The sequence below is a fragment of the Mycolicibacterium xanthum genome (assembly GCF_019710635.1).
Classification (GTDB): Bacteria; Actinomycetota; Actinomycetes; order Mycobacteriales; family Mycobacteriaceae; genus Mycobacterium; species Mycobacterium xanthum.
Map to the genome: position 1 here is coordinate 1 of NZ_JAIFZS010000059.1, position 20152 is coordinate 20152.

Here is a 20152-nt window from a genome sequence, read left to right on the forward strand (position 1 = left end):
GCTGCAAATGCCGTTTGCACCATCTAATGAAAACCTTCTGGCAGGGCTGGAAAGAGGTGCAACTGCCCGACGGAACGCTGCAGGTCACCACCCCGACCGGGCACACCTACACCACCAAACCGTTCTCCGCGCTGCTGTTCCCGTCCTGGAACACCACCACCGCCGATCCACCACCCGCACCGGCGCCGAACCCGCCGCCGCGCACCCCGGGGCGGGAACTGATGATGCCCACCCGCCGACGCACCCGCGCCCAAAACCACGCCGCCTACATCACCCGCGAACGCCACCTCAACGCGCTGCAACGCGAACTCGACCGCGCCGCCGCCCAGAAAGCCGCCGAAGAGCGCCGAGCCAAACGCGCAGCCCTACTAGCCACACCCGGAGGAGCGCAATGGGCCGCCCGGCTGGAGCGGATCGACCACCTACTCCAGCCACTGTCCCACCCACCCGAACAACCCGACTACGGCAACGACCCACCACCGTTCTGAGGCGCCGTTGGGTGTGGCGACAGCTGCGGCAGGCGATTTCCGTCTGCCGGCCTCGGGTGTGGCACATACTGGATGTTTGTGGATGCGACCGCCATTCAGGACCGGCTCTTTCCGACCGCCAATTGCTTCGGCTGCGGACCCGCAAATTCCCGGGGTCTGCGGCTCAAGAGTTACCTCGCAGCGGATTTCGTGACCGCGACCTTCATGCCCTGGCCCGAACATGACAACGGACTGGGATTCCTCAACGGCGGCATCATCGCCACAGTGCTCGACTGCCACACCGCTGCATGCGTGATGCACGAGGCGTCGATTCAGGGCTGGGATGCTCCGCCCGGCGCCCTCCTGCCCTTCGTGACGTCCGGCATCGACGTCCGGTATCTGCGTCCCAGCCCGTTGGACAGCGCGGTCGAGCTCCGCGCCGTCGTCGTCAAGTCCACCGAACCCGAGATCGTCTGCGCGGCCGAACTGCGCTACGACGACAAGGTCCGCGCCACGGGTCAGGCGGTCTGGAAACGCTGGCGTTCCCGCCAATCGTGAAACGCATCCTTCCCAGGCGCGGCCTCAGACCAGTGCGGGCTCCTCGCCGACACCGCCGAGGTGCCAGCGGCCGTCGCCGAGCAGTTGCAGCTCCTGGGTGTGATGCTGCTCGACGGTGCTGCGGTGACTGACGCTGACCAGGATCGTGTCCGGTAGCCGCTCGCGCACCAACTGGTAGAGCATCAGCTCCACGCCCTCGTCCAGCGCCGAGGTCGATTCGTCGAAGAACACCGCCTTCGGCTTGGTCAGCAGCACCCGCGCGAACGCCACACGCTGCTGCTCGCCGGGGGAGAGCACCTTGGCCCAGTCGGCCACCTCGTCGAGCCGGCCAGCCAGCTGCGGCAACGCGACGGCGGTCAGGGTGCTGCGCAGCAGCCCGTCGTCGAGCGTCCCGGCATGCGACGGGTAGGACACCACGGTGCGCAGATCGCCCAACGGCACGTAGGGCAGCTGGGACAGGAACATCGTCTGGTGATCCTCGCCCGGCCGGATGAACGTCCCGGTGGTGAACGGCCACAGCTGGGCCAGGCTGCGCAGCAGCGTGGTCTTTCCCACCCCAGACGGGCCGGTCACGATCAGCGCGTCGCCGGGGATCAGGGACAGGTCCAGGTTGCGGATCAACTCCCGGCCGTCGGGGGTGCTCACCTGCACCGCGCGCAGCTGCACGCCGTCGTTGCGGGACGATTCGGCGGTCAACGACGGCAGGTCGCGGCCCTCCTCGTTGGCGACAGCCAGACCGTGCAGACGGATGATCGCGGCGCGATAGGCCGCGAAGTAGTCGTAGACGTTGCGGAAGAACGACAGCCCGTTCTGGATGCTGCCGAACGCCGACGCCGACTGCGTCATGGCACCGAGCGGGATCTCGCCGGCGAAGAAGCGGGGGAACTGCAGCAGGTAGGGCGGCAACACGATGATCTGGCTCATCGTCAGGTTCCAGCCGTTGAAGCCGATGCTGCGATTGATGTATCGCTTGTAGTTCGACACCACCGGCGCGAAGCGGTTGCGCAGCACGCCGCGTTCGGCGTCCTCACCGCGGTAGAAGGCGACCGCCTCGGCGGCGTCACGCAGTCGCACCAGCGCGTAGCGGAACGCGGCGTTGTACTTCTCGTTGAGGAACGCCAGGCTGATGATCGGCCGGCCGATCCAGAACGCGATCACGCTGGCGAAAATCACGTAGACGAGCACCAGCCAGAACAACGCACGGGGGACGGTGATGTCCAGCAGTGTCAGGTCGCTGGACAGGTCCCACAGGATCTTGGCGAACGCGAACATCGAGATGATCGACGAGACCGCGCCGAACAGCAGCGTGCTTTCCGAGCCGTAGTTCGGGTTGTTGTACTGCGGGCCGACACCGGTGGTGAAGATGTCGATGTCGGCCTGGATGCGCTGATCCGGGTTGTCGATCGAGTCGTCGATGAAGCGCGACCGGTAGTAGGCCTTGCCATCTAGCCAGTCGCCGGTCATCCGATCGGTGAGCCAGGCGCGCCAGGCCAGCATGAACCGCTGCGCCAGGAAAAGATCGAGCATGACGCGGGCCACATGCATCGACGCCAGGATCGCGAAGATCAGCATCGACAGGTAGAAGCCGTTACGGCCGGAGTCCTTGATCGCGTTGTCGTTCGCCTGCAGCCCGCCCGCGACGACCTGGAGGCTGGTCATCATGTCGTTCCCCTGGTAGCTCAACAACACGTCGAGGCGGACACCGCCCACCACGGACAACAGCAGCACACCCAGCCAGATCCACACCTTGATGCTGGACGGGCCGGTGAAGTAACCGCGGGTGACCCGCCAGAACTGGCGGCCCCACGTGGTGAAACGGCCCAACAACACCAGCACCACCATGCTCGCCACCGCCGAGATCACCCAGGCCTTGGCGATCCAGATCAGCGACGTCAGAAGCTCATTACCCCAGTCCAGCGTCGGGGTGAAGGTTTCCATTCGGGCAAGGTACCGTGCGCACCTCGATGTAGCGTGCTGGAGCCGGTCAACCCGGCACCGCGAGTCGCGTGAGCCGCCAGCGGCCGTCGCCGACCAGATCCAGCCTGCTGTCGTGGAACGGATGCACGCTGGCCCGGTGGCTGACGCTGATCACCACGGCCCGCGGCAGCCCCTCCCGCAGCCGCTGGTAGAGCATCGCCTCGAGCCCCTCGTCCAGCGCCGAGGTGGACTCGTCGAGGAACACCGCGGCGGGCCTGTGCAGCAGCAACCGGACGAACGCGATGCGCTGCTGTTCGCCCACCGACAGCACCTTGGCCCATTCGGCGACATCGTTGAGCCGCAGCACAAGATGAGACAGCGCGACGTCGATCAGCGCCTGCTGGACGGCCCGGTCGTCCACCTCGTCGGGGCGCGGATATCCGACCACCGACCGCAGGTCACCGAGCGGAAGATAGGGCAGCTGCGGGACGAACATCACGCCGTCGCGGCCGCCGGGCAGCCGCACCGCGCCGGAGGCGAACGGCCACAGCCCGGCCAGGCTGGCCAACAGCACCGACTTCCCGATGCCGGACGCTCCGGTGATCACCACCCCGTCGCCGGGCTGCACCCGCAGGTCCAGGCTGTGCAACAGCAGGGTGCCGTCCGGGCGACGGACCTCCACGCGATCGACATCGACGGCGCCGTCCTCGGCGTCCGCGATCCGCACCGCGCCGAACGCGGCGGCCCGGGCGTTCTGGTCGGCCAGGCCGTCGAGGCGGATGATCGACGCGCGGTAGCTGGCGAACTGGTCGTAGGCGATGCGGAAGAACGACAGCGAGTTGTGGATCTCGGCGAACGCGTTGGCGGACTGCCACACGTCGCCGAACGAGATCCGCCCGGCGAACAGCCCCTGCGCCTGGATCAGCACGGCAGCGGGTTGATCGCCTGGCTCATCGAGATGTTCCAGCCGAAGAACAGCATCATCCGGTTCAGCCAGTGGCGGTAGTTGTCCATCACCGCGTCCAGCCGGCCCTTGAGCAGCGACCGCTCGGCGGGCTCACCGCGGTACAGGCCGATCGCGGCACCGGCGTCGCGGACCCGGACCAGCGCGTAGCGGAACCCGGCGTTGCGCAGCTCGTTCAGATAGCTCAGCCGGATCAGCGGCCGTCCGATCGCGAACGCCACGACGGTGACCACCAGCACGTAGACCAGCACGATCCAGAACAGCGCCCGGGGCAGCGTCAGGGCGCCGAGGGTGACCGGTTCGGAGAGCCGCCACAGGATCACCCCGAACGACAGCACCGACAGCACCGCCTCGACGGCGCCGAACAGCAGGGTGTTGCTCGAGTTGTAGATCGGGTTGTTCGCGTCGCCGCCGACGCCGGTGGTGAAGACGTCGACGTCCTGCTGGATGCGCTGGTCCGGGTTGTCGATCGGCCTGCTGGCGAACTGTGCCCGGTAGTAGGCCAGGTCGCCGAGCCAGCCGTCGATGAACCTGCGGCTCAACCAGATTCGCCACCGCATGATGAACCGCTGGGTCAGGTACATGTCGAGCAGCAGGCGGACGATGAAGCAGCAGGCCAGCACCGCGAACACCGCCATCGCCGCCCAGAAGCCGGCGATGCCGCCGGCCCGGCTCGCATCGGCCTCCGGGGTACCGCCCGAAAACGCCACCTGCAGAGCGGTGAACAGATCGTTGACGTAGTAGGTGAGCAGGACGTTGATGCGCACCGAGACGATCACCGACAGCAGCAGAACCGCCACCAGCAGCCAGGCGGTGGCGCTGCGCCGCCCGGTGAAGTAGGCGCCGGTGATGCGCCAGAACTGTCTGCCCCATTCGGTGAACCGGCCGATCGCGGCCAGCACCACCAGCAGGCAGAGGCTGGTCAGCAGGAACGTGGTGGCGATCCACTGCAGCGAGTGCCACCATTCCCGGCTCCAGTCCAGGGCGGGCTGGAACGGCTGGCCGGTCACGGGGTGCTGCCCACGGTGTCCATGACCGGGCGACCTCCCCTCCGCACGCGAGCCTGCCTGCGGCGAAGCTACCGCAGCGGGCCCCGCCCGTCCGGGAAGAAGTCGCCAGAGCGCCGCGAGCGTGCGCAAAACGGCCGCGTACCGTGATCGTGTGGCCCACACCTCATCCAAGACGCCCGCGAAACCCAAGTCGGGTCGGCTGTCCAACCGATTCTGGAAACTGCTCGGCGCCAGCGCCGAACGGGAGCAGGACCGCTCGCTGACGCAGGTGCGCCAGTCCGCGGAATTCCACGACAAAGCGGCCGATCTCGACGACGAACAACTGGCGAAGGCCGCCACGCTGCTCGAGCTCGAGGACCTGGCCGACTCGGCCGACATCCCGCAGTTCCTGGCCATCGCCCGGGAGGCCTCCGAACGGGCGACCGGGCTGCGCCCGTTCGACGTGCAGCTACTCGGCGCGCTGCGGATGCTCGCCGGCGATGTGGTGGAGATGGCCACCGGCGAGGGCAAGACGCTGTCCGGCGCGATCGCCGCCACCGGTTACGCGCTGGCCGGCCGCAGCGTGCACGTCATCACCATCAACGACTACCTGGCCCGCCGCGACGCCGAATGGATGGGACCGCTGATCGAGGCGATGGGGCTGACCGTCGGCTGGATCACCGCGGACTCCACCGCCGCCGAGCGGCGCGCTGCCTACCGTTGCGACGTCACCTACGCCTCGGTCAACGAGATCGGCTTCGACGTGCTGCGCGACCAGCTCGTCACCGATGTGGAGGACCTGGTGTCGCCGAACCCCGACGTGGCGTTGATCGACGAGGCCGACTCCGTGCTGGTCGACGAGGCGCTGGTGCCGCTGGTGCTGGCGGGCACCAGCCACCGGGAGACCCCGCGGGTGGAGCTGATCCGGATGGTCGGCGAGCTCGACGAGGGCACCGACTTCGCCACCGACACCGACAGCCGCAACGTGCACCTGACCGACACCGGGGCGCGCAAGCTGGAGGCCGCGCTCGGCGGCATCGACCTCTACTCCGAGGAGCACGTCGCCACCACATTGACCGAGATCAACGTCGCGCTGCACGCCCACGTGCTGCTGCAACGCGACGTGCACTACATCGTCCGCGACAACGCGGTGCATCTGATCAACGCCTCGCGCGGCCGGATCGCCACGCTGCAGCGCTGGCCCGACGGCCTGCAGGCCGCCGTGGAGGCCAAGGAGGGCATCGAGACCACCGAGACCGGTGAGGTGCTCGATACGATCACCGTCCAGGCGCTGATCGACCGCTACCCGCGGGTGTGCGGCATGACCGGCACCGCGCTGGCCGCCGGCGAGCAGCTGCGCCAGTTCTACAAGCTCGGCGTCTCACCGATTCCGCCCAACCGGCCCAACATCCGCGAGGACGAGACCGACCGGGTGTATGTCACCGCCGCCGCGAAGAACGACGCGATCGTCGAGCACATCGCCGAGGTGCACGCGACCGGCCAGCCGGTCCTGGTCGGTACCCGCGACGTCGCCGAATCGGAAGACCTGCACGAACGGCTGGTCAAAGCCGGGGTTCCGGCGGTGGTGCTGAACGCGAAGAACGACGCCGAGGAGGCGGCCGTCATCGCCGAGGCCGGCAAGCTCGGCGCGGTGACGGTGTCCACCCAGATGGCCGGCCGAGGCACCGACATCCGGCTGGGCGGGTCCGAGGCCGGCGACGACGCCGCGGAGAAGAACGAGGTGGCCGAGCTGGGCGGCCTGCATGTCATCGGCACCGGGCGCCACCACACCGAACGGCTTGACAACCAGCTGCGCGGCCGTGCCGGCCGCCAGGGCGACCCCGGGTCCACGGTGTTCTTCTCCAGCTGGGAGGACGACGTGGTGGTCTCGCACCTGGAGGACAGCAAGCTACCGCTGGACTGCGACGAGAACGGCCGGGTGGTCAGCCCGAAGGCGGCCAGCCTGCTCGAGCACGCCCAGCGCATCGCCGAGGGCCGGCTGCTCGACGTGCACGCCAACACCTGGCGCTACAACCAGCTGATCGCGCAGCAGCGCGCGATCCTGGTCGAGCGTCGCGACACGCTGCTGCGGACCGCGAGCGCGCGCGACGAGCTCGCCGAGCTGTCCCCGGAACGCTACGAGGAACTCGTCGAGCAGCTCGGTGACGGCGACGACGCGGCGGCCGAGGAGAAGCTCACGAAGATCTGCCGGCTCATCATGCTGTATCACCTCGACCGCGGCTGGGCCGATCACCTGGCGTTCCTCGCCGACATCCGGGAGAGCATCCACCTGCGTGCGCTGGGCCGGCAGAACCCGCTCGACGAGTTCCACCGGCTGGCCGTCGACGCGTTCGCCTCGCTGGCCGCCGACGCCATCGAGGCCGCGCAGCAGACGTTCGACACCGCGCCGTCCATCGAGGACGAACCGGGTGTCGACCTGTCCAAGCTGGCGCGGCCCACCTCGACGTGGACCTACATGGTCCACGACAACCCGCTGGCCGACGACACGCTGTCGGCGCTGAGCCTGCCCGGGGTGTTCCGCTAGGTTCTAGAGCATGGCCGAGACTTCGGTGAATCCGGAGGGGCCCGGGGTGGACCGGCAGCGCGACCGGGTGCTGACGGTGCCGAACGCGCTGTCGGTGATCCGGCTTGTGCTCGTGCCCGTCTTCCTCTACCTGCTGCTGGTCGCGCACGCGCACGGCTGGGCAGTCGGGGTGCTGATGTTCAGCGGCGCCTCCGACTGGGCCGACGGCAAGATCGCCCGGCTGTTCGACAACCAGTCCTCCCGGCTGGGCGAGCTGCTGGACCCGGCGGTGGACCGCATCTACATGGTCGTCGTGCCGGTGGCGATGGCGGTTGCGGGTGTGCTGCCGTGGTGGCTGGTCGTGGTGCTGCTCGGCCGCGACCTGGCGCTGGCCGCCACACTGCCGGTGTTGCGCAGCCGCGGCCTGTCCGCGCTGCCGGTCACCTACGTCGGCAAGGCAGCGACGTTCGCGCTGATGTCCGGGTTGCCGCTGGTGCTGCTCGGGCAGTACGACGCGCTGTGGAGCAGGGTCGTCCTGGCCGTCGGCTGGGGCTTTCTGATCTGGGGCCTGGCGATGTATCTGTGGTCCGGGTTGCTCTACCTGGTCCAGGTGGTCATGGTGGTGCGTACGATGCCGACGGGATCACCGGGCTCGTGAGCACGCTGGGGGGATTCGATTCGGGTCGCAACACACATCGGCCGGGGGCGCCGACGCTGATACCGGTGCCGTCGCTGCTGCGCTCGCTGCTCACCGATCATCTGGACCCCGGCTACGCCGCGGCGGCCGCGGCGGACCGCCGGCCCCGGGCGCGGGCGCGGGACTGGACCTGGCAGGTGGTCGCGGCGGTGCTGATCGCGACGGTGTTCGCACTGGCCTGGTCCCAGGCGCGGGCCACCGCGCCGGGGGTCCGCGAAACCCAGCAGGTGCTGGCCGGCAGCGTACGCTCCGCCGAGGCCGCCACCGACCAGGCCGCCGCTCGTCGCGACGCACTGATCACCGAGGTGAACGCCGCGCGCCGCAGCCGCCTGGAGGGCGACGCCATCGGTAGGCAGCTGCTCGCCGAGCTGGACACCGCCGGCTACGCCGCCGCGGCGACACCGGTCATCGGCCCCGGCGTCACCGTGACCGTCACCGACCCGGGCGCGTCGCCGGATCTCACCGACGTCTCCAAGCAGCGCATCGAGGGCAGCCGGCAGGTGATCCTGGACCGCGACCTTCAGCTGGTGGTCAACTCGTTGTGGAGCAGCGGCGCCGAAGCGATCTCGGTAGGAGGTGTGCGAATCGGCCCGAATGTGACCATCCGGCAGGCCGGGGGCGGCATCCTGGTCGACAACCAACCGGTCTCGAGCCCCTACGTCGTCCTCGCAGTGGGCCCGCCGCACGCGATGCAGGACGCCTTCGACCGTAGCCCCGGCTTGCAGCGCCTGCGGCTGCTGGAGACCTCCTACGGGGTGGGCGTCAACGTCGCAGGCGGCGAAGGGCTGGCCCTGCCGGCGGCGTCGGTTCGAGACATCAACTTCGCCAAACAGATTGGTCCCAATTGATCGGAATCATCGCCCTCGTCGTCGGCATCGCGCTCGGCGTGGTGTTTCACCCGAGCGTCCCCGAGGTGGTCCAGCCCTACCTGCCGATCGCGGTCGTCGCCGCACTCGATGCGGTGTTCGGCGGCCTGCGCGCGTACCTGGAACGCATCTTCGACTCCAAGGTGTTCGTGGTGTCGTTCGTCTTCAACGTTCTGGTGGCCGCGCTGATCGTCTACGTGGGCGACCAGTTGGGGGTCGGCACCCAGCTGTCCACCGCGATCATCGTGGTGCTCGGCATCCGCATCTTCGGAAACGCCGCCGCGCTGCGCCGGCGGCTGTTCGGCGCATGACCGGCGAGCAGCCACCCGGGCGCCACGACCAGCACGACCACCACGGCCGGCACGAACTGCCGCGCGAAGAACCGCCGCAACAGACCGGCGAGCCGCACGGCGCGGGCGCCGGCGGCGTGGTGCGCGGCGGCCGGTCCCAGCGGGTGTTCGGGGTGCTGGCGGTGTTGCTCTGCCTGCTGCTGGGCGTCGCGATCGCCACCCAGGTGCGTCAGACCGACTCCGGCGACGCGCTGGATTCGGCCCGTCCGGCCGACCTGCTGGTGCTGCTCGACTCGCTCCAGCAGCGTGAGGCCGCGCTGAACACCGAGGTGGCCGACCTGCAGCAGACGCTGGCCCAGCTGCAGGCCTCCGGCAGCAGCGACCAGGCGGCGATCGAGAACGCCAGGGCGCGCCTGGCGGCGCTGTCGATCATGATCGGCACCGTGCCCGCGACCGGGCCCGGAGTCACCCTGACCATCCAGGATCCAGCGACCGGGGTCGCCGCCGAGACGATGCTCGATGTGGTCAACGAACTGCGGGCCGCCGGCGCCGAGGCGATGGAGATCCGGGGCCGCAACGACGGTCGGCAGGTGGCGGTGCGGGTCGGGGTGGACACCTGGATCGTCGGCGCGCCCGGTGGCCTGACCGTCGACTCCACCACCCTCAGCCCGGCATATTCGGTTCTCGCGATAGGGGATCCGCCGACGCTCGCGGCGGCGATGAACATCCCGGGCGGCGCGATGGACAGCATCGAACGCGTCGGCGGCACGATGGTGATAGAACAGTCCGACCGGGTCGACGTCACCGCCTTGCGACAACCGAAACCCCGCCAATACGCTCAGCCCGTCAAGTGACCGACCAGAGATTGAGGAGCGCCGTGAGCGAGATTCCCGCGGAGTTGGCCTACACCGCCGAGCACGAGTGGGTGCAGCGCACCGGCGACGACACGGTCCGCGTCGGCATCACCGACTTCGCCCAGGCCGCGCTGGGCGACGTCGTCTTCGTCCAGCTGCCCGACGTCGGGACGGAGGTGACGGCGGGCGATTCGTTCGGCGAGGTGGAGTCGACCAAGTCGGTGTCGGACCTGTACTCGCCGTTGACCGCGAAAGTCGTTGCCGTCAACGGCGAACTGGAGGCCAACCCGCAGCTGGTCAACTCCGACCCCTACGGCGAGGGCTGGCTGGTCGAGCTGCAGGCCGAGGCGGGCGGCCTGGCCGAGGCACTGGCCGGTCTGCTCGACGCGGATGCCTACCGCTCCCACGCCACCGAGTGAGGTGTTGTTAGGGTCGTCCCGACCAAAGACCGACGAGCCGATCCGGCGGTGGTGACCACAACGCGGTCCCCTGCACGGTACGGTCGATACCAGCGGCGCAGCGGCCAACAGGCCGGTAGATCGCCACGCCAGCCAGTGAGGAGCAGTGGGTGACGGACAAGGACTTCAACTCTGGAGCCGACTCCGAGGAAGTCACCGTGGAGACGACATCCGTCTTCCGCGCCGACTTCCTCAACGAGCTCGACGCTCCGCCGGCCGCGGGCGGCGAGAGCGCGGTCTCGGGGGTCGAGGGCCTGCCCGTCGGTTCGGCGTTGCTGGTCGTCAAGCGGGGCCCGAACGCGGGTTCGCGTTTCCTGCTCGACCAGCCGACCACGTCAGCCGGCCGGCATCCCGACAGCGACATCTTTCTCGATGACGTCACGGTCAGCCGCCGCCATGCCGAGTTCCGGCTCGAGGGCGGCGAGTTCCAGGTCGTCGACGTGGGCAGCCTCAACGGCACCTACGTCAACCGCGAACCCGTCGATTCGGCCGTGCTGGCCAACGGCGACGAGGTGCAGATCGGTAAGTTCCGCCTGGTGTTCCTGACCGGGCCGAAAGGCGACGAGGGCGGCGCCGGCTGACCGCCGACGAACAGTAACGACACCACGAGCGCAGCGCGGACGAGCCGATGACACAACCCGACACACCCGCGCTGAACGGGATGTCGATCGGGGCCGTGCTCGATCTGCTGCGCGAGGAGTTTCCCGAGGTCACGATCTCCAAGATCCGTTTTCTGGAGACCGAGGGGCTGGTCACCCCGGAGCGCACCGCATCGGGCTACCGACGGTTCACCGCCTACGACTGCGCCCGGCTGAGGTTCATCCTGACCGCCCAGCGCGACCACTACCTGCCGTTGAAGGTGATCAAGGCGCAGCTGGACGCCCAGCCCGACGGTGAGCTGCCGCAGAGCGCACCGGGTTACGGAGCGCCGCGCCTGACGACGGTCACCGGCGAACAGGCCCGGCTCGGCCGGACCGCGGTCGGTCCGACACAGGTGCGGTTGAGCCGCGAGGACCTGCTGGAACGCTCCGGGGTCGACGACGACCTGCTCACCTCGCTGGTCAAGGCGGGCGTGATCACGCCGATCTTCAAGGGCGCCGGGACCGCATTCTTCGACGAGCACTCGGTGGTGATCGCGCAGTGTGCCCGCGCGCTGGCCGAGTACGGCGTCGAGCCGCGCCATCTGCGGGCGTTCCGTTCCGCGGCGGACCGGCAGTCGGACCTCATCGCCCAGATCGCCGGACCGGTGGGTAAGGGCGGCAAGGCCGGTGCCCGTGACCGTGCCGACGACCTGGCCCGTGAGGTGGCGGCGCTGGCGATCACGTTGCACACGTCCTTGATCAAGTCCGCCGTGCGCGACGTACTCGATCGCTGAGGACTAGACTCGCCGTCACGGGAGTCCCGTCGCATCCGGCCTTCGCCGGCCGGGTGCGTGACAGCAACACACCGGTGCGGAGGGCAGGCACATATGGGTGAGGTTCGTGTGGTCGGCATTCGAGTCGAGCAGCCCCGTAACCAGCCCGTCCTGTTGTTGCGGGAGTCCAACGGTGACCGCTACCTGCCGATCTGGATCGGCCAGTCCGAGGCCACGGCCATCGCACTGGAACAGCAGGGTGTCGAGCCACCCCGCCCGCTGACCCACGACCTGCTGAGAGATGTCATTGCCGCCCTTGGCCATTCGCTCAAGGAGGTTCGCATCGTCGATCTGCAGGAGGGGACGTTCTACGCGGACCTGGTGTTCGACCGCGACATCAAGGTGTCGGCGCGGCCGTCGGATTCGGTGGCCATCGCCCTGCGGGTGGGCGTGCCGATCTACGTCGAGGAGGCGGTGCTCGCCGAGGCGGGCCTGCTGATCCCGGACGAGAACGACGACGAGGCCGACGGCACGGTCCGCGAGGATGAGGTCGAGAAGTTCAAGGAGTTCCTCGACAGCGTCTCACCCGACGACTTCAAGGCGACCTGACCCGACGGCCCACCGCTGACCAGGGCGGGCATGGTCACGGATGCGTCTCGTCGCGTTCGACACGCGGGCGCGTTTCCTCCCGGCCCGAATTGGGCAGCCATACTTGGTCCCGACGGGCAGTCACGAGCAGCCGTCGAGCGTATGCTCGATCACAGCTGGGGGGCTGGGTAAATGTGCGCCCACGCAGGTCAACGGACGCGGGTTCGATCGGCGAGAGGAATCGACAAGTGGGCGACACGCCACGACAGGAGCAGCTGGAACTCGACACCGGCGCCCCGCAGGCGGACACCCCTCCTCGGACGGCCAGCGAGCCGGTCCAGGCGGGGCTCTTCCCCGATGACTCGGTGCCGGACGAACTGGTCGGCTACCGGGGGCCCAGCGCCTGCCAGATCGCCGGGATCACCTACCGTCAGCTCGACTACTGGGCGCGTACCTCGCTGGTGGTGCCGTCGATCCGCGGCGCCGCCGGATCCGGCAGCCAACGGCTCTACTCGTTCAAGGACATCCTGGTCCTCAAGATCGTCAAGCGGCTCCTCGACACCGGCATCTCCCTGCACAACATCCGCGTCGCGGTGGATCACCTGAGGCAGCGTGGCGTGCAGGACCTGGCCAACATCACGCTGTTCTCCGACGGCACCACGGTCTACGAGTGCACGTCGGCCGAAGAGGTGGTGGATCTGCTGCAGGGCGGCCAGGGCGTGTTCGGCATCGCGGTGTCGGGCGCCATGCGTGAGCTGACCGGTGCGATCGCCGACTTCCCCGGCGAACGCGCCGACGGCGGCGAGTCGATCTCGGCCCCCGAGGACGAGCTGGCGTCGCGCCGCAAGCACCGCGACCGCAAGATCGGTTAGCCGGGTAGACTCGGGCGCGCATCGCCCTTGCGCGGGAGAGTTTCGTGGCAGCCAGCCGCGGACGCCGAAGGAGCAACACCTCTCCGTCAACCTCTCAGGCCCCAGGACCGCATGAGGCCCCGATGCCTCTGGAAAGCGGTGCGCCAGCACCCGCCCATGGGGAAAGGCCGTCACCGTCCGCGCCGGCCGAATCTCTCAGGCAGCCCGGGCCGGGCCGACGACAGAGGGGGAGGAGCCCGTTCGCCTGCGCTCCTCGCGCCCGCGACGTCGTCGGGAGATGTCTGCCTGTGTCCGATCACCGCTCCACCCCCTCCGAGCCGGGATTCGTCGACCGCCACATCGGACCCGACGGTTCCGCCGTCGCCACCCTGCTGGAAACCATCGGCGTGGACTCGCTCGACGAGCTGGCGGCCAGGGCGCTGCCGGCGGGCATCCTCGATCCGCTCGGCACCGACGGCGTCGCACCCGGCCTCGAGCATCTGCCGCCGGCAGCCACCGAGGCCGAGGCGCTCGCCGAGTTGCGCGCGCTGGCCGATTCCAACACCGTCGCGGTGTCGATGATCGGCCAGGGCTATTTCGACACCCTGACGCCGCCGGTGCTGACCCGCAACATCCTGGAGAACCCCGCCTGGTACACCGCCTACACGCCCTACCAGCCCGAGATCAGCCAGGGCCGGCTCGAGGCACTGCTGAACTTCCAGACCATGGTGTGCGACCTGACCGGGCTCGAGGTCGCGAACGCCTCGATGCTCGACGAGGGCACCGCCGCCGCCGAGGCGATGACGCTGATGCACCGCGCGGTGCGGGGATCGAGCAATCGGTTGGCCGTCGACCACGACCTGTACGCACAGACCGCGGCCGTGCTGGCCACCCGGGCCGAGCCGCTGGGCATCGAGATCGTCACCGCCGATCTGCGCCAGGGGCTGCCCGACGGTGAGTTCTTCGGCGTCGTCGTGCAGCTGCCCGGTGCGTCCGGCTCGGTGGTGGACTGGTCGGCGCTGGTCGAGCAGGCGCACGACCGCGGCGCCCTGGTCGCCGTCGGCGCCGACCTGTTGGCGATGACGCTGATCACCCCGCCCGGCGAGATCGGCGCCGACGTGGCCTTCGGCAGCACCCAACGCTTCGGTGTGCCAATGGGATTCGGCGGTCCGCACGCCGGCTATCTGGCCGTGCACGCCAAGCACGCCCGCCAGCTGCCCGGGCGCCTGGTCGGGGTGTCCAAGGACGTCGATGGCGCGGCGGCCTACCGGCTGGCGCTGCAGACCCGGGAGCAGCACATCCGCCGCGACAAGGCCACCAGCAACATCTGCACCGCGCAGGTCCTGCTGGCCGTGATGGCGGCGATGTACGCGAGCTACCACGGCGCCGGCGGCCTGACCGCGATCGCGCGCCGGGTGCACGGCCAGGCCGATGCGCTGGCGCGGGGACTGTCGGCCGCCGGCGTCGACGTGGTGCATCCGGCATTCTTCGACACCGTGCTCGCACGGGTGCCCGGGCGGGCCAGTGACGTGCGGGCCCGCGCCAAACAGAGCGGAATCAACGTCTGGCTGGTCGATGACGACCACGTGTCGATGGCCTGCGACGAGGCCACCACCGATGAGCACGTCCGGACGCTGCTCTCCGCCTTCGGGGCACAGCCCGGCGCCGGCGGTGCAGCACCCGAGTTCGCCGGCATCGCCACCCGCACGTCCGATTTCCTCACCCATCCGGCGTTCGTGAAGTACCGGACCGAGACCGAGATGATGCGCTACCTGCGCTCGCTGGCGGACAAGGACATCGCGCTGGACCGCAGCATGATCCCGCTGGGGTCCTGCACGATGAAGCTCAACGCGGCGGCCGAGATGGAATCCATCACCTGGCCCGAGTTCGCCCGCCAGCATCCGTTCGCTCCGGCGTCGGACACCCCCGGTCTGCGCAAGCTGATCGCCGACCTGCAGACGTGGCTGGCCGGCATCACCGGCTACGACGCGGTCTCGCTGCAGCCCAACGCCGGGTCGCAGGGCGAATACGCGGGGCTGCTGGCCATCCAGGCCTACCACGCCCAGCGCGGTGAGCCCGGCCGCGACGTGTGTCTCATCCCGTCCAGCGCGCACGGGACCAACGCGGCGTCGGCTGCGCTGGCCGGCATGAAGGTGGTCGTGGTGGCGTGCCGGTCCAACGGCGACGTCGACCTCGACGACCTGCGCGCGAAGGTCGCCGAGCACGCCGGGCGGCTGTCGGCGCTGATGATCACCTACCCGTCCACCCACGGCGTCTACGAGCACGACGTGGCCGACATCTGCGCGGCGGTGCACGATGCCGGCGGGCAGGTCTATGTCGACGGGGCCAACCTCAACGCGCTCGTCGGCCTGGCCCGGCCGGGCCGGTTCGGCGGCGACGTCAGCCACCTGAACCTGCACAAGACCTTCTGCATTCCGCACGGTGGCGGCGGGCCGGGGGTCGGCCCGGTCGCGGTGCGCTCGCACCTGGCACCGTTCCTGCCCGGCCACCCGCTGGCCGACGAACTGCCCGACGCCCACACCGTCTCGGCGGCGCCCTACGGTTCGGCCTCGATCCTGCCCATCACGTGGGCGTACCTGCGGATGATGGGCGCACCCGGCCTGCGGGCCGCGACGCTGGTCGCGATCGCGTCGGCGAACTACATCGCCCGTCGCCTCGACGAGTACTACCCGGTGCTCTACACGGGCGAGAACGGGATGGTCGCCCACGAGTGCATCCTGGACCTGCGCGCCATCACCAAGAACACCGGCGTCACCGTTGATGATGTGGCAAAGCGGCTGGCGGACTTCGGTTTCCACGCTCCGACGATGAGCTTCCCGGTGGCTGGGACGCTGATGGTGGAACCCACCGAGAGCGAGTCGCTCGACGAGATCGATGCGTTCTGCGACGCGATGATCGCCATCCGCGCCGAGATCGACAAAGTGGCGGCCCGACAGTGGCCTATTGACGACAACCCGCTGCGGGGCGCACCGCACACCGCCGAGTGCCTGCTGGTCGACGAGTGGGACCATCCGTACACCCGGGAACAGGCGGCCTACCCGCTGGGCAAGGCGTTCCGGCCGAAGGTGTGGCCACCGGTACGGCGCATCGACGGCGCCTACGGCGACCGCAACCTGATCTGCTCGTGCCCACCGGTGGAGGCGTTCGCGTAGATCAGCGGCGCACCAGGGCGGCCGCGCGGCGTAGCCACGGCCGCTGCAGGGCCAGGCTGACCCGGGGGGCCGGCCCTTCGTTCTCGGTGTTCCGCACGACGAGCTGGGCCAGCGAATTCGTCGACTTGATCACCGCCATGCCGGCCGGGGAGAACGTGTCCTCGGTGAAGATCTCGGGATCCAGCAGGGGATTGGTGAGGGCCTGGGAGAACGCGTCCACCGCCACCATCGCGCTCATCAGGGGTGGCAGCATGCTGCCCTTGCGGATGTCCTCGCCGAACAGGCCGACGAACAGCTCCACCCGGTCGATGCCGTCGGGGTAGCACCCCTCGACCGCCTCACGGACCCGCGGATCGGAGCTGAGGTCATCGATGCAGCCAAGCCTGGGGAACCCGCACGCCTCGCGGTAGTCGTTGTAGGAGGCCAGCTGCGTCACACGCCCGATCTCGACCGACTTCTTCTCGATGTCCAGCATCGAGGCATCGGTGTTGAGCAGGCTGATCGTGCTGCAGGGCTGCCGCGACGCCTCGTCGAACAGGGCCGCCAGGCCGTACTCGGTGACCGGCCGGGTGTCCCACCAGAGATCGGCGAACGTCTGCCTGTTCCCGCCGAGGGTCACCTGGCTTGGCACCAGCGAGTGCCAGCGGTAGAGCAGGTTGAACTCCACCGACATCCAGTTCTGCCGGTACCAGCGCTGGTCGGCGCCGATGCCCGGCTCGACGAACAGCGGGAACTTGATCGGGGTGATGTGCCTGATGTAGTCCTCGACGACGATCTTCAGCAGCACCACGATCAGGGTGTTGCGGGTGGTGTCGAAGACCCGGTCGTCGGACCAGTCCTCATGGTCGGCACTGATCAGCCCGGCGATGCGATTGTGCTCGCGCAGGAACAGCGTGCTCATCATCACGAAGCCGTAGTGGATGTTGCCCCGCGGAATGCCCAGTGCGAACAGCTTGTTGCGCAGCTCCTCGGAGGCGCCGCTCATGCCGGCGGCCTTCAGGTCCCCCTTACCGAAGAGGATCTCGAGATTCGCGAACTCCTTCTTGGGCTTGCCGTCCCGGTCGAACAGGTACGGCGGGAACTCTGCGGGCAGCAGGGACGGTTCGACGGCCAGCCGCCCGCGCCCGCCGTTCCTTTCCCGAAGTATCCGCGTCACGTCCGGGGTCTGGCCGTAGAGCTGGCTCAGGTCGATGTCGTGGGTGGAGGTGTTCTTGCGCACGTCATCCGGGTCGGTGCGCAGGAAGCCGTCGACGAACCACTGTGCGAAGAACGGGAAAAGCAGCGCCGATCTGGCCGACTCGGGCTCGGCACCGCTGCGCCGGAACAACTCGGCGACCACGTCCGGGTCCGGTTGCCCCTCGTTGAACTTGCGGTCGGGGCCCAGGTGCCGCTGGCTCCAGGTGCGGTCGTGCAGCGATTCCCACGACGTCCAGTCCGACTTCGTGCTGAGTGCCCCGGGGCGGGTCTTCATCGTGTAGACGAGCTGGTTGATCAGCCAGCGGTTGACCGCCGGGCCGAGCCGGGGTATGCGGGCCAGCAGCCGCCACACCGGCCCGAAACTCGTCGTCAGCTGGATCCGCACGCCCTTTTTGACGCCGTTCTTGCGCCAGAACCCCCCGGTCATGGCCCTAAGGATAGAGCCAGGAGGCCTGCCGGAACAGAGTTGTCAGGACGTCATCGAGGCGATCGCGGCAGCCAGTTCCGGCGAGGCCGAGCTCGCCAGATTCTGATAGCTGCCGCCGGTGGCCTCCGCGACGGCCTCCCAGGTGTCTCGATCGGCGTCGTCACCGAAGTCGATGACGTTGACCGCCACCGGGCGAGCCGGGTCGAAGGCGCCGGTGATGTACTGCTGCAGACCGGCGCCGTTGAGGGACTGGTCGGTGTGCGGGCCGGCGGTGATCACCAGGACCGAATTCTTCTCGCCCTCTCGATATTTGGCCGACGCATCGGTGTAGACCAGGCGCAGCGTGGTGAAGGAGACCGCGCCGCCGTTGGACGATGTCTCGGCATCCAGCGCAGCGGTCAGCGCCTCCGAGCGGGGCCGCCCGCCGACCTGCTCGGACAACGCGCCGCCGGCCACCTCGGAGCGGCCAGCGACACCGTCGAAGGTCCACAGCCCGACACCGGAATCGGCGGGCAGCACCTGGATCCGGGCCTCGAGCGCATCGACGACGTTGGCCAGCCGCGACTTACCGCCCTCCTCGGCGGGCATCGACTGGTCGAGCATGATCGTGACCGCCGGGCTCTGTGCGGGTGCGGTCAGGGTGTCGGCGATCGTGGCCCGCAGCGCTTCGTCGCCCACGTTCAGCGGCGGTCCGACCGGGGCGAAGTCGACGACCGGGCTTTCGGGCGGGGCGATCCCTTCCACCCGGAAACCGGCGTTGGCGAGTTCGCCGAGCTGATCGGGCTTGCGCATGAAACGGGCGAACTCGCTTGCCGCGGTGACCTGTTCCTGTGACAGCCAGTCGCCGTCCAGCAGTGCGGTGGGGAAGTCCGCGGTCGCCGTCGGTCCGGGGGGCAGCCAACCGGCCAGCTTGGTCTCGGCGTCGGGCAGTGCAGCGGCGTGCTGGAAGAGCTGCTGCTCGGTGATGACCACGGCGTGCACGGCGGCGCCGGCCGGGTCCGTGGCATCGACGAGCGCGGCGATCGCGGCGTCGGCGTCGGGCTCGGCGAGCTCCGGCGCTGCACCGATGAGCGTGCTCACCGCACCGAGCCCCGCGGTGGCCGGTTCACCCGCCGGTGCCGCCGCAGCGGCGACCGCCTCGGCCGCCAGATAGGAGGCATCGCTGTCCTGGGTCAACGGCAACGCCAGGCGCAGCCCGCCCCAGCCCGGCAGGCCGAGCCCGTCCAGGCCGGCCGGGTCGGTCTGCAGGCCCGGCAACGTGCCCCAGTTCTGTTCGGTCAGCGCACTTTTCAGCTGCGGTGAGACCGCGAGCAGGACCGGCGAACTGACCAGCGAGCGGCTGTCGCTGATGGTCTGCGTCCCGGTTGCGGCTTCCAGCCGGGCCGCCGACACGGAGCTGGCGGGCATCCACAGGGCCGGGCGTTCACCGAGCTCGCCGGGCCAGTCGCCGGTGAAGCCGCTGACCACCTGATCGGAGTCCGCCGGCGTGACACCGACCTTGACGCACCGGTCACCGACCGGGTCGGCGGTCTGGTTGTACTTCTCGGCCAGCGCCGCGACGGGTTCGGCGATGGCGGGGTCTGCGACGACGGCGACGGCCAACTCTCCGTCGACGCACCGTGCGGCGGCGACATCGGATCGACTGGACAACGCATCACCGAAGAAGCGCCACAGGATGACCGCGCCGACGAGCACCACGACGGCCACCAGGGCGACGATGACACCGATGCTGACCCCACGGCGGGCCGGCGTGAGCGCGCGGTGGCTGCCGGTCCATTCGCCGCTGTCCCAGTCGCGTCCGGACTGCGGCGGCGGCGCGGAGTCCGCTCCGGCCGACTCGGATCCCGCATCCTGGGTCTCGAACCCGGACGCATCGGCGCCGTACTCGAACCGTTCGGTGGCCGGCTCGTCGGAACGACCCGGCCTGTCGTCGGGGTCGGGGAGGCTGTGTCTACCCATGCCTGCCAATACTGCCGGT

At 69.2% G+C, this 20152-nt stretch carries 16 protein-coding genes, 1 pseudogene and 1 riboswitch; of the genes and pseudogenes, 13 read left to right on the forward strand and 4 right to left on the reverse strand.

Going from position 1 to position 20152, the window contains the following annotated elements; all coding sequences use genetic code 11:
* The first annotated feature begins 26 nt into the window (after nucleotides 1–26).
* Both JDV09_RS21365 and JDV09_RS21370 read left to right on the forward strand, forming a co-directional pair.
* Complete coding sequence (locus JDV09_RS21365) at nucleotides 27–488, forward strand: hypothetical protein (protein ID WP_221371142.1); 462 nt, start codon at nucleotides 27–29, stop codon at nucleotides 486–488.
* A gap of 78 nt (nucleotides 489–566) precedes the next feature.
* The gene (locus JDV09_RS21370) at nucleotides 567–1025 is read left to right on the forward strand and encodes a PaaI family thioesterase (protein ID WP_221371143.1); all 459 of its coding nucleotides are present in this window, start codon (nucleotides 567–569) and stop codon (nucleotides 1023–1025) included.
* 24 nt (nucleotides 1026–1049) lie between these two features.
* On the opposite strand, the gene JDV09_RS21375 is transcribed toward JDV09_RS21370, so the two are convergent.
* Nucleotides 1050–2963, reverse strand: a complete 1914-nt coding sequence (locus tag JDV09_RS21375) for an ABC transporter ATP-binding protein/permease (RefSeq protein WP_221371144.1) — start codon at nucleotides 2961–2963, stop codon at nucleotides 1050–1052.
* 46 nt (nucleotides 2964–3009) lie between these two features.
* Nucleotides 3010–4916 (reverse strand): annotated as a pseudogene (locus tag JDV09_RS21380) (ABC transporter ATP-binding protein/permease).
* A 151-nt stretch (nucleotides 4917–5067) separates the two neighbouring features.
* On the opposite strand from JDV09_RS21380, the gene secA2 reads away from it, so the two are divergent.
* The 11 genes from secA2 to gcvP all read left to right on the forward strand — a co-directional run bounded on the left by secA2 (nucleotide 5068) and on the right by gcvP (nucleotide 16550).
* Nucleotides 5068–7440 carry an accessory Sec system translocase SecA2 gene (gene secA2 / locus JDV09_RS21385; RefSeq protein WP_221371145.1) on the forward strand — a complete coding sequence of 791 codons (2373 nt, stop codon included), beginning with the start codon at nucleotides 5068–5070 and terminating at the stop codon, nucleotides 7438–7440.
* A 10-nt stretch (nucleotides 7441–7450) separates the two neighbouring features.
* The gene (locus JDV09_RS21390; protein ID WP_221371146.1) at nucleotides 7451–8077 is read left to right on the forward strand and encodes a CDP-alcohol phosphatidyltransferase family protein; all 627 of its coding nucleotides are present in this window, start codon (nucleotides 7451–7453) and stop codon (nucleotides 8075–8077) included.
* On the forward strand, nucleotides 8074–8964 hold the full coding sequence (locus JDV09_RS21395; RefSeq protein WP_221371147.1) for a DUF881 domain-containing protein: 891 nt from the start codon (nucleotides 8074–8076) through the stop codon (nucleotides 8962–8964). The genes JDV09_RS21390 and JDV09_RS21395 overlap by 4 nt, the downstream gene beginning before the upstream one ends.
* Nucleotides 8961–9293 carry a small basic family protein gene (locus JDV09_RS21400; RefSeq protein ID WP_221371148.1) on the forward strand — a complete coding sequence of 111 codons (333 nt, stop codon included), beginning with the start codon at nucleotides 8961–8963 and terminating at the stop codon, nucleotides 9291–9293. The genes JDV09_RS21395 and JDV09_RS21400 overlap by 4 nt, the downstream gene beginning before the upstream one ends.
* A complete protein-coding gene (locus JDV09_RS21405) occupies nucleotides 9290–10126 on the forward strand; it encodes a DUF881 domain-containing protein (protein ID WP_221371149.1) in 837 nt (278 codons plus the stop codon). The genes JDV09_RS21400 and JDV09_RS21405 overlap by 4 nt, the downstream gene beginning before the upstream one ends.
* 23 nt (nucleotides 10127–10149) lie before the next feature.
* Nucleotides 10150–10545, forward strand: a complete 396-nt coding sequence (gene gcvH, locus JDV09_RS21410; protein ID WP_221371150.1) for a glycine cleavage system protein GcvH — start codon at nucleotides 10150–10152, stop codon at nucleotides 10543–10545.
* A gap of 149 nt (nucleotides 10546–10694) precedes the next feature.
* Nucleotides 10695–11165 carry a glycogen accumulation regulator GarA gene (gene garA / locus JDV09_RS21415; RefSeq protein WP_221371151.1) on the forward strand — a complete coding sequence of 157 codons (471 nt, stop codon included), beginning with the start codon at nucleotides 10695–10697 and terminating at the stop codon, nucleotides 11163–11165.
* A 47-nt stretch (nucleotides 11166–11212) separates the two neighbouring features.
* Nucleotides 11213–11959 carry a transcriptional regulator FtsR gene (gene ftsR, locus JDV09_RS21420; protein ID WP_221371152.1) on the forward strand — a complete coding sequence of 249 codons (747 nt, stop codon included), beginning with the start codon at nucleotides 11213–11215 and terminating at the stop codon, nucleotides 11957–11959.
* A gap of 93 nt (nucleotides 11960–12052) precedes the next feature.
* A complete protein-coding gene (locus tag JDV09_RS21425; RefSeq protein WP_221371153.1) occupies nucleotides 12053–12547 on the forward strand; it encodes a bifunctional nuclease family protein in 495 nt (164 codons plus the stop codon).
* Nucleotides 12548–12774: 227 nt separating this feature from the next.
* Nucleotides 12775–13398, forward strand: a complete 624-nt coding sequence (locus JDV09_RS21430) for a MerR family transcriptional regulator (RefSeq protein ID WP_221371154.1) — start codon at nucleotides 12775–12777, stop codon at nucleotides 13396–13398.
* Between the two features lie 22 nt (nucleotides 13399–13420).
* A riboswitch (glycine riboswitch) is annotated at nucleotides 13421–13518 on the forward strand.
* A 167-nt stretch (nucleotides 13519–13685) separates the two neighbouring features.
* A complete protein-coding gene (gene gcvP / locus JDV09_RS21435) occupies nucleotides 13686–16550 on the forward strand; it encodes an aminomethyl-transferring glycine dehydrogenase (protein ID WP_221371155.1) in 2865 nt (954 codons plus the stop codon).
* A 1-nt stretch (nucleotide 16551) separates the two neighbouring features.
* On the opposite strand, the gene JDV09_RS21440 is transcribed toward gcvP, so the two are convergent.
* Nucleotides 16552–18174: a peroxidase family protein gene (locus JDV09_RS21440; RefSeq protein WP_221371156.1), complete on the reverse strand. Its 1623-nt coding sequence runs from the start codon at nucleotides 18172–18174 to the stop codon at nucleotides 16552–16554.
* Nucleotides 18175–18216: 42 nt separating this feature from the next.
* A complete protein-coding gene (locus JDV09_RS21445) occupies nucleotides 18217–20133 on the reverse strand; it encodes a vWA domain-containing protein (protein ID WP_221371157.1) in 1917 nt (638 codons plus the stop codon).
* Nucleotides 20134–20152 lie beyond the last annotated feature (19 nt).

Excerpts from the sequence above, each read along its gene's own strand:
- JDV09_RS21365 (WP_221371142.1), top strand. The coding sequence starts at position 27 with ATGAAAACCTTCTGGCAGGGCTGGAAAGAGGTGCAACTGCCCGACGGA.
- JDV09_RS21375 (WP_221371144.1), bottom strand. The coding sequence starts at position 2,963 with ATGGAAACCTTCACCCCGACGCTGGACTGGGGTAATGAGCTTCTGACG.
- JDV09_RS21390 (WP_221371146.1), top strand. The coding sequence starts at position 7,451 with ATGGCCGAGACTTCGGTGAATCCGGAGGGGCCCGGGGTGGACCGGCAG.
- JDV09_RS21405 (WP_221371149.1), top strand. The coding sequence starts at position 9,290 with ATGACCGGCGAGCAGCCACCCGGGCGCCACGACCAGCACGACCACCAC.
- ftsR (WP_221371152.1), top strand. The coding sequence starts at position 11,213 with ATGACACAACCCGACACACCCGCGCTGAACGGGATGTCGATCGGGGCC.
- JDV09_RS21425 (WP_221371153.1), top strand. The coding sequence starts at position 12,053 with ATGGGTGAGGTTCGTGTGGTCGGCATTCGAGTCGAGCAGCCCCGTAAC.
- JDV09_RS21440 (WP_221371156.1), bottom strand. The coding sequence starts at position 18,174 with ATGACCGGGGGGTTCTGGCGCAAGAACGGCGTCAAAAAGGGCGTGCGG.
- JDV09_RS21445 (WP_221371157.1), bottom strand. The coding sequence starts at position 20,133 with ATGGGTAGACACAGCCTCCCCGACCCCGACGACAGGCCGGGTCGTTCC.